Source organism: Mesorhizobium sp. B2-1-3 (genome assembly GCF_006442495.1).
GTDB lineage: Bacteria > Pseudomonadota > Alphaproteobacteria > Rhizobiales > Rhizobiaceae > Mesorhizobium.
Window position 1 is genome coordinate 71,084 of sequence record NZ_VFWL01000018.1, and the last position, 14,873, is coordinate 85,956.

The window sequence follows — 14,873 nt, forward strand, 5'->3', positions numbered from 1 at the left end:
CCGGTCAGGCGAATACATGCGCCTGTCCCGACACGGTGAGCCGGACGATCTCACCGACCGCCGGCGCGTCCATGCCGGACTTGCGCAGGATCAGCGGCGTGCTGCCGATGGCGGCGGCGTCCGGCGGGTCGGGGCTGTTGAGCAACCGCACCGCGACCGTGCAGGTCGAGCCGGCGAATTCGGATTCCGTTACCTCGCCAAACAGCATGTCCGGCGTGCCGGACATGCCCTCGCGCGATGTCCGCTTCAGTCCGATCTGCTCCGGCCGCAACATGATGCGGGCGACATCGCGGCTGTCCGACGTATCGACGGCGATGCGGCCAAGCGGCGACGTGGCGAAACCACCCGCTATCTTCGCCGGCAGGATGATGGCGTCGCCAAGGAACTCGGCAATCATCCTGTCCTTCGGCTTGAGATAAAGTTCGCGCGGCGTGCCGACCTGCGAGAATCGGCCCTCGCGCATCACAGCGACCTGGCTGGCGAAGGACAGCGCCTCGGCCTGATCGTGCGTCACCAGGATGGTGGTGATGCCGGCGGCTTCGAGCAGTTCCGCCACGGCCTTGCGCATGGAGGCGCGCAGGCCGGTGTCGAGCGCCGAGAACGGTTCGTCGAGCAGCATCAGCCGCGGCTTCATCGCCATGGCGCGGGCGAGCGCCACGCGTTGCTGCTGACCGCCGGAGAGTTCGTGCGGGCGGCGCTTCAGGATCGCCTTGTCCAGCCCCACTATATAGGCGAGCTCGACGATGCGCTCGGATCGCTTGTCCAGCCGGCGGTCCATCCCGAAACCGATATTGTCGCCAATCGTCAGGTGCGGAAACAGGGCGCCGTCCTGTGCAACCAGGCCGATACCGCGGCGGTGCGCCGGAACGGCGCCGCCGCTGTCGGCCAGCATCTTTCCGTCAAGCACGATGCTGCCCTGGTCGGGCGCCTCGAAACCGGCGATCAGCCGCAGCAAGGTGGTCTTGCCGCAGCCGGACGGCCCGACGATGGCCGTGCGGCTGCCGCTGGCGACGTCGAGATCGATGCCGGCAAGCGCCGCGACCGGGCCGTAATGCTTGTGCAAGCCCCTGAGTTCGAGAAAGCTCATCGTCCTGCCATCCGTTTTGACTGGACATAGAGCAGCCAGGTCAGGGGCAGCGACATCGCCACCATGATGAAGGCGTAAGGTGCTGCCGAAGCGTAGTCGATCTCGCCGCTGTAGGACCAGAATGCCATCGCGAGCGTGCGGGTGCCGTTCGGCGCCAGCATCTGGGTCGCGGTCAGCTCGTTCATGATGCCGAGCGCCACCAGCGCCATGCCGGCGGCGGCACCCGGCGCCGACAGGCGGATCGTCGTCGACCACAATGCATGGAGCGGCGACCGCCCGAGGCTGGACGCGGCGCGCTCGAGCTCGACCGGCGCCTGCGCGATCGACGCCCGCAGGCTGATCAGGGCGCGGGGCAGGAACATCAAGGCATAGGCAACCAGGATGGTGAACAGGGTCTGATAGAGCGGCAGGGCGATGCGCACGGTGATGGTGACCAGCGCCAGTGCGATCACGACCCCGGGCAGCGATCCGACGATGTAGTTGCAGCCCTCCAGCAAGCGCTGCAGAGGCCCCGGCGCGCGGATCGAGATCCAGGCCATCGGCATGGCGGCGACGGTGGCGAGCAGCGCGCCGGCGAGCGCCAGGAACAACGTCTGGCCGAGCGCCAGGCCGATCTCGTCGAGCCGCCAGACCTCGGCGCCGCCGGCGGCAAGCCAGCGTCCGATGGTGACGAACGGTACGCCGAGCGCCAGAAGCGTGGTGGCGGCAAGCAGCAGCAGGCAAGGCACGGTCGCCCGGCCGAGCGGCGCGCGCTGTTGGTGGCGCGCGGCGCCCGAACCGACGCGGGCATAGCGCTCTTCCCCGCGCACCAGCACCTCCAGCCCGAGCAGCACGAAGCAGCAGCTCACCAGCACGCCGGCCAGCATATTCGCGGCCGGCCCGTTGAAGGTCGATTGGAACTGGTCGACGATCGCCGTGGTGAAGGTGTCGAAGCGGATGAAGACGTAAAGGCCGTATTCGGCCAACAGGTGCAGGCCGACCAGCAATGCGCCGCCACAGATGGCAAGCCTGAGCTGCGGCAGCACGACGCGCCAGAACACACGCCAGGGACCAAGGCCGAGTGCGGCCGCGGCGTCTTCGAGCGCCGGATCGAGCCGGCGCAGGGCCGCCGATACCGGCAGATAAAGGAACGGGAAATACGCTATGACAGAGACAAGCACGCCGGCCCACAAGCCATGCAGCCCGGGCACCATGGTGATCCAGGCATAGCTGTGCACGAAGGCGGGAATGGCGAGTGGCGCCACGCATAGCCAGGCCCACAGCCGGGCGCCGGGCAGGTCGCTGCGTTCGGTCAGCCAGGCCAGCGCCACCGACAGGATGATGGCGATCGGCACGGCGAGCGCGACAAGCAGGACGGTGTTGGCCAGAAGCTCGCCGACACGCGGCCGGAAAACCAGCGCCGAGACGGTTTCCCAACCGGTCTGCACGGCGACCCAGACGATGAAGGCAAGCGGCAGCAGGGCCAGCAGCGAAACGAAGATAGCGGCGGCAACGATCCATGACGCAGCGCGCCGGCGCGCCCTGCGGCGCGTCCTCGGCGGCAGGCCCGGGCTTGCAATGTCGGCCGCGAACTGCATCGGCTCAGACTTCGCGCCCTTGCCGCCCGGCGGCGGCAATCGAAAGACCACGATCATGGTCGGGAATACAGCGTGTCGTCATCGACGAATGCCATCTCGAAAAAACAAAACGCTCCCGCGGAATTCCCGCGGGAGCACGGCCGGTGTCCTTATTAGGACGAACGGCAACTAAAGCAAGCCGGCCGCCGTCATCAGGTCGGTGGCTTTCTTGGAGTTCAGCGTCGCGGCATCGATGTTCGGCGCCTGCAGGTCGGCCAGCGGCACCAGCTTCGGATTGGACTCTGCGCCCTTGCCGACCGCGTATTCGAAGGACGTTCCGTTCTTCAGCACGTCCTGGCCGCCCTTGCCGGTCACCCACTTCAGGAAAGCCTGGGCTTCCTTGGGATGCTTGCTCGAAGCCAGCACGCCACCGCCGGAGGTCGAGACGAAGGCGCCCGGATCCTGGTTCTTGAAATAATGCAGCGCTACGTTCTTGCTGTTTTCGCCGGTCTTGGCCTGATCGCCGAAGTAGTAGTAGTGATAGATCACGCCGCCTTCGATCTCGCCCGCGTTGACTGCCTTCATCACGGTGCTGTTGCCCTTATAGGCGGTGAAATTCTGCTTCATCGCCTTCAGCCAGTCCGCTGTCGCGGCTTCGCCCTTGAGCTGCAGCAGCGCGCTGACGATAGCCTGGAAATCGGCGCCCGACGGCGAGGCGGCCCAGCGGCCTTTCCAGCTCGGATCGGCAAGGTCGAGCAGCGACTTGGGCAACTGGTCGGCCTTGAGCTTGGTGGTATTGTAGGCAAAGACGGTGCTGCGGGCGGCAACGCCGACCCATTTGCCGCTCGCTGCCTGATAATCCTGCGGAACCTGCGCCAGTGTGTCGGCGTCGACCGGCGCGAACAGGCCGGCATTCTCGACCAGCACCATGGCCGGCGAATTCTCGGTCAGGAACACGTCGGCGGGCGAGGCGGTGCCCTCCGCAACGATCTGGTTGGAGAAATCGCTGTCGCCGCCATTGCGCAGCGTGACCTTGATGCCGGTTTCCTTGGTGAAGCCGTCGGCCCATTCCTTGGCGAGGCTCTCGTGCTGGGCATTGTAGACGATGATGCCTGTATCCTCAGCCATCGCCTGGCCAGCCATCAGGCTGACCGCCACCACCGCGGCGCCGGCAAGGGTGGAAAGAGCGTATTTCATGGGCGTCGTCCTCGATCTCGTTGAACTGGCACGCAGCACCTATCGATACATGACAGGTGTAGTCAACATTTTTGGCCTGCTTCAATCGGCCGCTGGCGGCATAGGCCCATGCCAGGCGGACAATTCCGCGTGATGGCCGCGCGCGACCGACGGTCCAGGACACAGTCGCCGTCGACGAGCCCAAGTTCGCGTTCGCCCGCAATCTTTCGTGACTTGCCGGTAGTTTGCCTTGGACATTATTTCGCCGGCCACGTAACAAATCAGCGCCGAGGCGCGAAGATCGGGGAGTGAACTCTTGTGAGCGGCAAGGACGAGGCCGAGCTTTCCCGGCTGATGCGAGCCGCGATCGCGGGAGATGAAAGGGCCTATGCCGACTTTCTGCACCGGACGGCCGCTCTGGTTCGCGGTTTTGCCAGGCGCAAGATCGTCAAAGGCGGGGTCGATCCCGAGGATGTCGTGCAGGAAACCTTGCTGGCCATTCATGTGAAACGGCACACCTGGCGCCAGGACGCACCTGTGCTGCCCTGGGTCTATGCCATCGCGCGCTTCAAGTTGATCGACGCGTTCCGGCGGCGCGGACGGCGCATCGAGATCGATGTCGACGATATCGCCGAAACCTTCGCCGAGCCGGAAACGGAAACCGTCAGCGAACGCGACATCAGCCGGGCGCTCGACGGCCTGCCGCCGGCACAGCGCTCCGTGGTTTCGTCCGTGTCGGTGGAGGGGCGCTCGATCGGCGACACGGCAGCCAAGTTCGGCATCAGCGAAACAGCGGTGCGGGTTTCTTTGCATCGCGGACTTGCAGCCATTGCCAAGCGGTTCGGGCAGGGGCGGTTTGGGCGGGAATGACATGAGGACCGAGGATCTCATCAAGGCGCTTGATGCCGACGCCCGCAGCAAGGCGATGCCGCTGCGCTCGGCCTGGTGGCTGGCTGCCGGCGTGGCCGCCGTGATCGCGGGCGCGGTTTTCATGATGACGATCGGTCCGCGCCCCGACTTCATGGCTGCCGCACATACGATGCGCTTTCTTTCGAAGTTCCTGTTCACCATCGTGCTCGCCGCCAGCGCCTTCGCCTTCGTCAGGGCATTGTCGACACCGGGAGCATCGACAGGCAAGGCGGCGGCCTGGATGGCGGCTGCGCCCGTGCTCGTGGCAGTGGCCGTGGTGCTGGAGCTTTACGCCGTGCCCGAGGCCGACTGGGGCAGGCGCCTCGTCGGTTCCAACATGATGGTCTGCATGGGGCTCATCCCGCTGATCGGCATCGGCCCACTGGCCATCTTCCTGTGGATGCTGCGCTATGGCGCGCCGACACGGCCGGTGCTGGCCGGCACGGCCGCGGGCCTGCTCGCCGGCGGGCTGGCGGCAACCTTCTATGCCGCGCATTGCTTTGATGATTCGCCGCTTTTCGTCGCCACCTGGTATACGATCGCGATCGCCGCGCTGGCGCTGCTCGGCGCGCTCGGCGGCCGGTTTTTCGTGCGCTGGTAGCGCGACGCCCGCTGCTGCATCCCGCGCATACCGATCCTTAATCATGCCGGCAAATGTTTGCCGGCCGGCGGCATCGCCGATACCCGACGCAACCTTTCCTTAAAATCGATCCGTCAGGATTTTCACGGGAAATGCGATTGCCCACGGGGTGGTACAAATCGTGGCAATGCGAAGGATCATCGGGCCGGCGCCGCACAGACATGCGGGGTTGGCTCTGCTCGTGGGCGGGACAGCGGCGATGACGGCATCGATCCTGCTGTCGCGGCTGGATCCCGGCGCCGAGACGCTCGAATTATGTGTACAGGCGTCGGTCGGTGTGGCAGCCGGCGCACTTCTCCTGGCCTGCATGTTCGCGCGCGTCATCCGCAAGGACCGCCGCCAGATCGCCGAGAGCGAGCAGCGCTTCCGCCGTGCCATGGAGGATTCCTCCATCGGCGTCGCCATCGTCGGCCTCGACGGGCGCATTCTCGAGGCCAACCCGGCTTTCGCTGCCATGCTCGACTACCGCCGCGACGAGATCGAGGCGTTGACCTTCTTCCAGCTCACGCATGCCGACGATCTGGAGATCGGGCGGGAGACGATGGAAGACCTGAAGGCCGGCAAGATCGATTCCTTTCATTTCGAGAAGCGCTATCTCAAGAAGGACGGCACGCCCGTCTGGGCCCGGCTGGCCGGCTCCGTCATTCGCGACGGGAATAGCGGCCGGCCGCTGTATCTCGTCTCGCAGATAGAGGACATCGATGCGCGCAAACAGGCCGAGGCGCGGATCGCCGAGGCCGAAACGCGCTGGAACTTTGCGTTGGCCGGCGCCGGCCAGGGCGTCTGGGACTTCGACAAGCGCAGGGGCGGCACCAACTATTCCTCGACCTGGGTCAAGATGCTGGGTTATGCCGACGGGGAACTCGACGGTGACCCCGATCACTGGCTGGCGATGATACATCCCGACGATCGCGAAGCCGTGGCCGAGGCGGACCGCGCCCATCTCGAAGGCCGCACGCCGTTCTTCGAGGCCGAATTCAGGATGCGCCACAAGGATGGCCGCTGGCTCTGGTTCCTCGACCGCGGCAAGGCGATCGAGCGCGACGAAGAGGGGCGGCTGATCAGGGCGATAGGCAGCCTGACCGACATCACCCGGCGCAAGCAGGCGGAGGAGCGCCTCGCCGTGTCGGCGGCCATGCTGGCCGACGAAAAGGAGCGCCTCAAAGTGACGCTCCAGTCGATCGGCGATGCCGTCATCTGCACCGATGCCGCCAACCGCGTCACCTTCATGAATCCTGTCGCCGAAAAGCTGACCGGTGTCTCTTGCAATGATGCCCTCGGCAAGACGCTCGGCCATGTCTATTGGGCGGTCGACGAGGAGACCGGCCACAGGATCGGCGTGGCGCGGCCTGCGATCGGCGGCCAGGGAGCCGATGACCAGAACAGCCGCGCCGTCCTCATCCGGCGCGACGAGACGCGCTGCAGCATCCGGCAGGTCGTGTCGCCGATCATGAACGAACGCAACGAATTCTGCGGACTGGTCATCGTCTTTCAGGACTTCACCGATGCGCGGGCGCTGCAGCGCCAGCTTGCCCACGCCGCCGCGCATGATGCGCTGACCGGCCTTGCCAACCGCGCGAGTTTCATCCGCGCCATGGAAGAACTGGTCGATCAGGCCCGCAAGGAGGGGATCGGACATCAGTTCATGTTCATCGACCTCGATCATTTCAAACTGGTCAACGACACAGGCGGCCACGCGGCGGGAGACGCATTGCTCAAGCGCGTTGCCGAGGCCGTGCGTGGCGTGCTTGGTCCGCAGGACATGGTCGCGCGTCTGGGCGGCGACGAATTCGCGGTCATTCTGAAGTCGGGCTCGGCTGCCGGGGCCAGAATCGCGGCGCGATCCATCATCGATGCGATACAGGGCCTCGACTTCACCTGGGAAGGCCGTCCTCATTCGATCGGCGCCAGCATCGGACTGGCTCCTATCAACGCAGATTGCGGCGCGGTCGACGAGATCATCGCCAGGGCAGACGCCGCCTGCTACGTGGCCAAGGCTGCCGGTCGCGGATGCGTGTCCATGGCGCCGGAGACCGATGCGAAGGACGACAGGGTCGAAATCGAGACGCCCACGCCCCTGGCCGCCGCGTCGTAAACCCGCGCGGCCAGGCCGTGATCAGTCTGGCGGGTCAGCGTGTCGGAACCGGATGCTCGCCGCGATAATCGTAGAAGCCGCGGCCGGTCTTGCGGCCGAGCCAGCCGGCCTCGACATATTTGACCAGCAACGGGCAGGGGCGGTACTTCGAATCCGACAGGCCGTCATGCAGCACCTGCATGATTGACAGGCAGGTGTCCAGGCCGATGAAATCGGCCAGCTGCAGCGGCCCCATCGGATGGTTGGCGCCGAGCCGCATGGCGGTGTCGATCGCATCGACCGTGCCGACGCCTTCATAAAGCGTGTAAATCGCTTCGTTGATCATCGGCAAAAGGATGCGGTTCACGATGAAGGCCGGAAAATCCTCCGAGACCGTGATCGTCTTGTCGAGCTGCTTCACATAGGTCTTCGCCGCCTCGAAGGTCTGGTCCTCGGTGGCGATGCCGCGCACCAGTTCGACCAGCTTCATCAGGGGAACCGGATTCATGAAGTGGATGCCGATGAAGCGCTCGGGGCGGTCAGTCTGCGCGGCTAGCCGCGTGATCGAGATCGACGAGGTATTGGTCGCCAGTATGGCCTCGGGATTGAGCTGCGGACAAAGCTGGGCGTAGATCTTGCGCTTGACCGTCTCGTCCTCGGTCGCCGCCTCGATGACCAGGTCGGCACCGGCGAGATCGGCCATGGATGGCGCCGCCGCGATGCGCGCCATCGCCTGATTGCGGAGCTTCTCGTCGAGCTTGCCGGACCCCACCTGGCGGGCCATGTTGCCGCTGACAGTGGCGATGCCCTTCTCGATACGGTCGGGCGATATATCGTAGATCAGCACCTTGTAGCCCGAAAGCGCGGAGACATGGGCGATGCCGCCGCCCATCTGGCCCGCGCCGATGATGCCGATCGTTTCGATCTTGCTCATTACACCGATCCCGTCGAAAAAGGCCTTTGCGGCCTGCTTTTTGTGCGGTGCAAACTAAAAGGGTGGGGCGACTTCGTCTACCCCACCCCTCACAATTTAATACGCTTTGCGGCAGGGCGTCAAAGCGCCTTCTGCAACTCCGGCAGGACAACGAACAGATCGCCGACGAGGCCATAGTCGGCAACCTGGAAGATCGGCGCTTCCTCGTCCTTGTTGATGGCGACGATGACCTTCGAATCCTTCATGCCGGCGAGGTGCTGGATGGCGCCGGAGATGCCGACGGCGATGTAGAGGTCGGGGGCGACGACCTTGCCGGTCTGGCCGACCTGCCAGTCATTCGGCGCATAACCGGCATCGACGGCGGCGCGGGATGCGCCGACGGCAGCGCCGAGTTTGTCGGCGACCGGCAGGATGACCTCCTGGAACTTCTCCGAGGAGCCGAGCGCGCGGCCGCCCGAGATGATGATCTTGGCCGAGGTCAGTTCCGGACGGTCGGTCTCCGACAGCTTGTTCTCGACAAAGGAGGAGAGGCCCGGATTGGCCGCAGCGCTGACGGTTTCGACAGCGGCCGAACCGCCCTCGGGCGCCGCCTGGAAGGAGGCGGTGCGCACGGTAATGACCTTCTTGGCATCGGTCGACTGTACCGTCTGGATGGCGTTGCCGGCATAGATCGGCCGCTTGAAGGTGTCCGGCGAGACCACTTCGATGATCTCGGAGACCTGCGCCACGTCGAGCAAAGCGGCCACGCGCGGCGCGACGTTCTTGCCCGACGAGGTTGCCGGCGCGACGATGGTGTCATAGGAGCCGGCCAGCGACACGACGAGCGCCGCGGTCGGCTCGGCGAGACGCTCGGCAAGCTCGTCGGCTTCGGCGAGCAGCACCTTGCTCACGCCCTTCAGCTTGGCGGCGGCGTCGGCTGCGCCCTTGGCGCCCTTGCCGGCCACCAGCACATGCACGTCCGAGCCGATCTGCAGCGCGGCCGACAGCGCCTTGGCGGTCTGGTCGGAAAGGGTAGCGTTGTCGTGTTCGGCGATGAGGAGAATGGTCATTTTATCTGTTCCTTCCGATCTCAGAGCACGCCGGCTTCGTTCTTCAGCTTGTCGATGAGCTCGGCGACGCTCTTGACCTTGACGCCCGCCTTGCGGCCGCCCGGCTCTTCGGTCTTGATGACCTTCAGCCGCGGCTTGACGTCGGCGCCGTAGTCGGCCGGGCTCTTCTCGTCGAGCGGCTTCTTCTTGGCCTTCATGATGTTGGGCAGCGATGCATAGCGCGGCTGGTTGAGGCGAAGGTCGGCAGTGACGATCGCGGGCATCTTCAGCTCAACCGTCTGCAAGCCGCCGTCGACCTCGCGCGTCACCCTGGCCTTGTCGCCCTCCAGCACCACCTTGGAAGCAAACGTGCCCTGCGCCCAGCCGAGAAGGGCTGCGAGCATCTGGCCGGTCTGGTTGGAATCATCGTCGATCGCCTGCTTGCCGAGGATGACAAGGCCGGGCTGCTCGGCCTCGACCACGCCCTTCAGCACCTTGGCGACGCCCAGTGGCTCTGTCTGCTCGTCGGTCTTGACCAGGATGGCGCGGTCGGCGCCCATCGCGAGCGCGGTGCGAAGCGTCTCCTGCGCCTGCTGCGGGCCGATCGACACGACGATGATCTCTTCGGCCTTGCCGGCTTCCTTGAGCCGGATCGCCTCTTCCACCGCGATCTCGTCGAATGGGTTCATCGCCATCTTGACGTTGGCCAATTCCACCGCCGAACCGTCAGCCTTGACGCGAACCTTCACGTTCGCATCCACAACCCGCTTCACGGGCACAAGGATCTTCATTTTCCTGTCACCTCTCTTGAGATAGTTGGGGCGCGCTATACCAGCGTGAACCCTGTCAGAGTTGTCGAAAGCCGACATTCCGGATGGAAATTCTGCTCTTCAACCGCCAAAGGCGGGCGGAAACGCTTCCGTAGTTGCGGCGAACCCGCACGTCAATATGCCACGGCGTCGGACAATTCACTCAATCGGTTCAGTCGGGGCCGGGGGCACTTCCCCGACCCCAGCGTGGCACGGGCTGCGCGGCAATCGGCTCGTTTACGGCCGGATCTACGGCGATGGCGGGCTGGTCGGCGGGTGCGGCCTCTTCGTCCGCGCCCGCAAAAAGCGGCACGCCGCGGCTGCGCAGCACGAGCACCAGCACGGCGCCGGCGATGATGCCGCCTATGTGGCAGGCCCAGGAAATCTGGTCCTCGCCACCGGCGGCGAACATGACGATCTGGAACAGCACCCACAGGAGGAGCGGGATGAAGGCCGGGATGCGCAGCGGAATGCGGGCAAAGGCCAGCACCCAGACCTTCACCCTGGGATAGAGGATCAGGTAGGCGACGACCACGCCGGCGATGGCGCCGGAGGCGCCGATCAGCGGCACCTGCGAGTCCCACGCGATGAGGCCCTGGAAGGCGGCTCCGGCGATGGCGCACAGGAGGTAGAAGATGAGATAGCGGATATGGCCGAGCGCGTCCTCGACATTGTCGCCGAACACCCACAGGAACAGCATGTTGCCGCCAAGGTGGAAAATGTCGGCATGCAGGAATGAGTAGGTGAGATAGCTCAGGCTTTCGGGAATGACGATAAAGCGCGGGTCGAGCTCTGCCGTGTCATGCACCACGGAGGGGATGAAGCCGAGGCCGAGCACGGCGGCATTGGTGAAATTCTCGCCCCCGAGCGCGGTGGCGCAATAGACCAGCGCGTTGGCCAGGATCAGGGCGATCGTCACATATTGCAGCCTGATGTGCCGCAGCCTGTTGGTGTCGTAGAGCGGGATGAACATAGGTGCCTGGCCTCTCCCGCCTTGGCATAGTTCAGCGGTTCTTGCCAGGAACCCATAACACGTCGGCATTTCCATTGTCATTGACCGCCCTGGCGGCGACGAACAGGAAATCGGAGACGCGGTTGATGTATTTCAGCCCGTCGCGGTTGACGTGCTCACCAGGATGCTGTGCGAGCGCCACCATCAGCCGCTCGGCCCGCCGCGCCACCGTGCGGGCGAGATGGAGCGCAGCGGCGGCCGGCGTGCCGCCGTTCAGCACGAAGGATTTGAGCGGCTGGAGGTCGTTGTTGAGGAGGTCGATGTCGTGTTCGACGCGCTCGGTCTGCGCGGCAATGATGCGCAGCGGTTCGTAGCCGAGCGGCTTGCCGTCGTCGGGCACAGCCAGATCGGCGCCGAGGTCGAAGAGATCGTTCTGGATGCGGGCAAGCATGGCGTCAATCGCGGGGTGGCTTGGGGCGGTGTGAACACGAGCCATGCCAATGCAGGCGTTGGCTTCGTCGACAGTGCCGTAGGCGTCTACCCTGAGATCGGACTTCAGCCGCCGCTCACCCGTGCCGAGCCCGGTGGTGCCGTTGTCGCCGGTGCGGGTGTAGATCTTGTTGAGCTTGACCACGTCGCCTCCCGAACGGCCGGTATCCTCATTTGCGCGTGAAATACACGGCCAGCAGGATCAGCGCCAGCGCCACGGCCTGCAGCACGACGCGCGTCTGCATCAGCTTGTTGGAGGTCATGCCGGAACCGCCGCGCATCATGTTGATCAGGCCCCGGACCAGCACGATCACCACGGCGACCATGACCAGGATGGCAAGGATGTTGAAGACGGATGCCATTTTGCGTTTCCAGTCCTTTTCTTGTTCAGGCGCGTTTGGCGAGCAGGCGGTAAAGCATCGATGCCGGCAGGATGCGTTTGAGCGTGGCGCCGACCTTGGCCGGCACTGTTACCACATAGTGCGGGCGCGGGCGCCGCGACAGAAGTGCATGGCGAAGCGCCTTGTGGACCACTTCCGGCCCGGGCTTCAGCGCCGATTGGCTGCCGCCGGTGCGCATCCGTTCCAACTGCGCCTCATAGTCCGCGCGGTGCACGGAATTCTCATGGTCGATATTCCTGAGAAACCAGGCGAGGCCATTGCTGGCGATCTTCGATTTCACCGGCCCCGGCTCGATCAGCGAGACATGCACGCCGCTGCCGGCCAATTCCTGGCGTTGACAGAGCATCAGCGCCTCCAAAGCGTGTTTGGATGCCGAATAGGCGCCGCGAAAACGTACCGGCACCAGGCCAAGGATCGACGAGCAATGAACGATCCGGCCACCGCCCTGGCGGCGCATCACAGGCACGAGCCGGCGGGTCAGGTCGTGCCAGCCGAAGAAATTGGCCTCGAACTGCTCGCGCAAGGCGGCCACCGGCAGATCCTCGACCGCGCCCGCTTGCGCATAGGCGCCATTGTTGAACAGAGCATCGATCCTGCCGCCGGTCCGCTCCAGCACTGAAGCCGCAAGCGCTTCGATGGAGGCAGGTTCGCGATAGTCCAGATAGAACGCCTCGATGCCCTCCTTTTCCAGGGCCGCGATGTCTTCGGGCTTGCGCGCCGTGGCGAACACCCGCCAGCCTTCCGCCTTGAGCGCCCGCGCGCAATAAGCGCCTATGCCGGACGACGCGCCGGTGACGATGATGACGCGCAACGCGCGTGCCGACGGATTCGCCTTATGACCAAGGGTTGCCATTTGCCGCATTCCCTTCCCATATTCGCGGCGTCGAGACAATCGAAGGGGAGCGCGGTTCTTGTTGCGGAATATCGTCGCCCTGCGCCGCGTGCTCTACGACGCGATCGGTCATTTCAACACCGATGACGGCTGGGCGATGGCCAGCCATCTGGCAATCACCTCGCTGATGGCGCTGTTTCCGTTCCTGATCTTCGCCACCACGCTGGCGAGCTTCCTCGGCGCGCAAGCCTTCGCCGACACGGCCGTGCACCTGGTCTTCGACACCTGGCCGGAACAAATCGCCAAACCGATCGCGCGAGAGGTGCTGAACGTGCTCACCGTGCGACGATCGGATCTGCTCACCTACGGCGTGCTGCTGGCCGCCTATTTCGCCTCGAACGGCATCGAGGCGCTGCGCACCTCGCTCAACCGGGCCTATCGCGTCACCGAGACGCGCGGCATCATCTATCGCCGCGTGCAGAGCATCTTCTTCGTGCTGATCGCCACGGCAGGCTTCCTGGCGATCAGCGTGCTCCTGGTCTTCGCGCCATTGCTGGCGCGGCTGGCCGAGGCGCATTTCGAGTGGATAAAACCCTATACGGGCACCATCACGCTGTGGCGCTACGTCATCGCCTCGACCGTCATCGTCGGCGGTCTGTTTTCAGTGCATTACTGGCTGCCGGCCGGCAAGCGCCGTTTCGTCTCGCTGATCCCCGGCATCGTCTTCACGCTCGCCGCATGGCTGATCGGCTCGACCATTTTCGCCACCTATCTCGACCATTTCTCGTCCTATGTGACGACCTATGCCGGGCTTGCCTCGATCATGATCGCGGTGGTCTTTCTCTACATCGTGTCCGCGATCTTCATTCTCGGCGGCGAACTCAACGCAGCAATCAGCCGCTATCTCGAGGCACGCGCGCGGGTGGGATGACCGGCTGAATTGAAGAACTGGAGAATTGGAGAATTGGAGAATTGAAGAAGAAACCCCCAGCGCCAGATGGCACCATTTTCCTCAATTCCTCAATTCCTCAATTCCTCATTTCTACAATTCTTCCCTTGGTCTGCCGCGCCGTTGCCAGACCGACACCGAAGGTCGTGATCGCCATGCCGGCAATCTGAAGCGCGTTGAGCTGCTCGTCGAACAAGGCCCAGGCGATGACGGCCGTCACCGCCGGCACCAGATAGAACAGCGAAGCGACCTTCGACATCTCGCCGTCGCGGATCATCACCATCAGAAGGAAGATGGCGCCGATCGACAGCACCAGCACCAGCCAGGCCATGGCGAAGATCAATTCGCCGTTGATGACGACCGTGTGGGTCTCGAAGGCCAGTGAAGCCAGGATCATCACCGAAGCGCCGCCGACATATTGCCACATGGTCGCGGCGACGAGGTCGCCGCCGGAAGCAAAACGCTTCTGCCATATCGTGCCAGCGCTCATGCCGAGCACCGAGACGAGCGAAGCCGTCAACGTGGCTGACGTCACGCCGCCGCCGAGCGCGCCGAGCTTTGGCCAGAGCACGATGACGACGCCGGCCAGGCCGACCGCGAGGCCGGCCCAATGGCGCGGCAGGATCGCCTCGCCGAGAAACTTGCCGGCGAGCACCGCCGTGATCAGCGGCTGCAGGCCGACAATCAGCGCCGACAGCCCGGCGGGCATGCCCCTGTGGATAGCCCAGAAGACCGCGCCGAGATAGACGCCATGCATCAGAATGCCGGCCCCGGTGGCGTGCAATGCCTCTTCGCGGGAGGCTCTCTTGGAGCCAAGCACGACCACCAGGCCGGCGAACAACGCCGTCGCCAGGACGAAGCGCGCAGCCAGGAACGTAAACGGTTCGGCCCACGGCATGGCATAGCGGGCGCCGATGAAGCCGGTCGCCCACAGGACGACGAAAGTGGCGGGGATGAGCCGCTTGACGCTGTGCATTTTCCGGGGACCGCGCTTGATGAGAATTGAGCCGTGGCGAAGCTCTAGTCCGGTTCAAGCC

General features: G+C 64.7%; 16 protein-coding genes. 5 read left to right on the top strand and 11 right to left on the bottom strand.

What is annotated here, in order from left to right:
• Positions 1-4: 4 nt before the first annotated feature.
• From FJ973_RS24675 to FJ973_RS24685, 3 genes are all read right to left on the bottom strand, one after another.
• Positions 5-1,087 (bottom strand): ABC transporter ATP-binding protein, encoded by a 1,083-nt coding sequence (locus tag FJ973_RS24675; protein ID WP_140558133.1) that lies wholly within the window; start codon positions 1,085-1,087, stop codon positions 5-7.
• Positions 1,084-2,664 carry an iron ABC transporter permease gene (locus FJ973_RS24680; RefSeq protein WP_181165391.1) on the bottom strand — a complete coding sequence of 527 codons (1,581 nt, stop codon included), beginning with the start codon at positions 2,662-2,664 and terminating at the stop codon, positions 1,084-1,086. The genes FJ973_RS24675 and FJ973_RS24680 overlap by 4 nt, the downstream gene beginning before the upstream one ends.
• 168 nt (positions 2,665-2,832) lie before the next feature.
• On the bottom strand, positions 2,833-3,840 hold the full coding sequence (locus tag FJ973_RS24685) for an iron ABC transporter substrate-binding protein (protein ID WP_140558135.1): 1,008 nt from the start codon (positions 3,838-3,840) through the stop codon (positions 2,833-2,835).
• Between FJ973_RS24685 and FJ973_RS31645 the strand changes: the two genes are divergently transcribed.
• From FJ973_RS31645 to FJ973_RS24700, 4 genes are all read left to right on the top strand, one after another.
• Positions 3,839-3,973, top strand: a complete 135-nt coding sequence (locus FJ973_RS31645) for a hypothetical protein (RefSeq protein WP_281407026.1) — start codon at positions 3,839-3,841, stop codon at positions 3,971-3,973. The two genes, FJ973_RS24685 and FJ973_RS31645, sit on opposite strands and share 2 nt — an antisense overlap.
• 164 nt (positions 3,974-4,137) lie before the next feature.
• Positions 4,138-4,689 (top strand): sigma-70 family RNA polymerase sigma factor, encoded by a 552-nt coding sequence (locus FJ973_RS24690; RefSeq protein WP_140500812.1) that lies wholly within the window; start codon positions 4,138-4,140, stop codon positions 4,687-4,689.
• 1 nt (position 4,690) lies between these two features.
• The gene (locus FJ973_RS24695) at positions 4,691-5,329 is read left to right on the top strand and encodes an NrsF family protein (RefSeq protein WP_140500813.1); all 639 of its coding nucleotides are present in this window, start codon (positions 4,691-4,693) and stop codon (positions 5,327-5,329) included.
• A gap of 238 nt (positions 5,330-5,567) precedes the next feature.
• Positions 5,568-7,463 (top strand): PAS domain S-box protein, encoded by a 1,896-nt coding sequence (locus tag FJ973_RS24700; RefSeq protein ID WP_224655978.1) that lies wholly within the window; start codon positions 5,568-5,570, stop codon positions 7,461-7,463.
• Positions 7,464-7,497: 34 nt separating this feature from the next.
• Here FJ973_RS24700 and FJ973_RS24705 read toward each other — a convergent pair whose 3' ends face one another.
• From FJ973_RS24705 to FJ973_RS24735, 7 genes are all read right to left on the bottom strand, one after another.
• Positions 7,498-8,376, bottom strand: coding sequence for a 3-hydroxybutyryl-CoA dehydrogenase (locus FJ973_RS24705; RefSeq protein WP_140500869.1), 879 nt, complete (start codon positions 8,374-8,376; stop codon positions 7,498-7,500).
• A gap of 119 nt (positions 8,377-8,495) precedes the next feature.
• Positions 8,496-9,425, bottom strand: a complete 930-nt coding sequence (locus tag FJ973_RS24710; protein ID WP_140558136.1) for an electron transfer flavoprotein subunit alpha/FixB family protein — start codon at positions 9,423-9,425, stop codon at positions 8,496-8,498.
• Positions 9,426-9,445: 20 nt separating this feature from the next.
• The gene (locus tag FJ973_RS24715; RefSeq protein ID WP_140525441.1) at positions 9,446-10,195 is read right to left on the bottom strand and encodes an electron transfer flavoprotein subunit beta/FixA family protein; all 750 of its coding nucleotides are present in this window, start codon (positions 10,193-10,195) and stop codon (positions 9,446-9,448) included.
• Positions 10,196-10,385: 190 nt separating this feature from the next.
• Positions 10,386-11,186, bottom strand: a complete 801-nt coding sequence (locus FJ973_RS24720; RefSeq protein ID WP_140500872.1) for a rhomboid family intramembrane serine protease — start codon at positions 11,184-11,186, stop codon at positions 10,386-10,388.
• Positions 11,187-11,217: 31 nt separating this feature from the next.
• A complete protein-coding gene (locus FJ973_RS24725; RefSeq protein ID WP_140500873.1) occupies positions 11,218-11,799 on the bottom strand; it encodes a cob(I)yrinic acid a,c-diamide adenosyltransferase in 582 nt (193 codons plus the stop codon).
• 25 nt (positions 11,800-11,824) lie between these two features.
• Complete coding sequence (locus tag FJ973_RS24730) at positions 11,825-12,016, bottom strand: twin transmembrane helix small protein (protein ID WP_140500874.1); 192 nt, start codon at positions 12,014-12,016, stop codon at positions 11,825-11,827.
• A 25-nt stretch (positions 12,017-12,041) separates the two neighbouring features.
• A complete protein-coding gene (locus tag FJ973_RS24735; protein WP_140558138.1) occupies positions 12,042-12,908 on the bottom strand; it encodes an SDR family oxidoreductase in 867 nt (288 codons plus the stop codon).
• Between the two features lie 58 nt (positions 12,909-12,966).
• Here FJ973_RS24735 and FJ973_RS24740 point away from each other — a divergent pair, with 58 nt between their 5' ends.
• On the top strand, positions 12,967-13,818 hold the full coding sequence (locus tag FJ973_RS24740) for a YihY/virulence factor BrkB family protein (RefSeq protein ID WP_140500876.1): 852 nt from the start codon (positions 12,967-12,969) through the stop codon (positions 13,816-13,818).
• A gap of 97 nt (positions 13,819-13,915) precedes the next feature.
• Here the strand turns inward: FJ973_RS24740 and FJ973_RS24745 are convergent, their stop codons facing one another.
• A complete protein-coding gene (locus tag FJ973_RS24745) occupies positions 13,916-14,812 on the bottom strand; it encodes a DMT family transporter (protein WP_140558139.1) in 897 nt (298 codons plus the stop codon).
• Positions 14,813-14,873 lie beyond the last annotated feature (61 nt).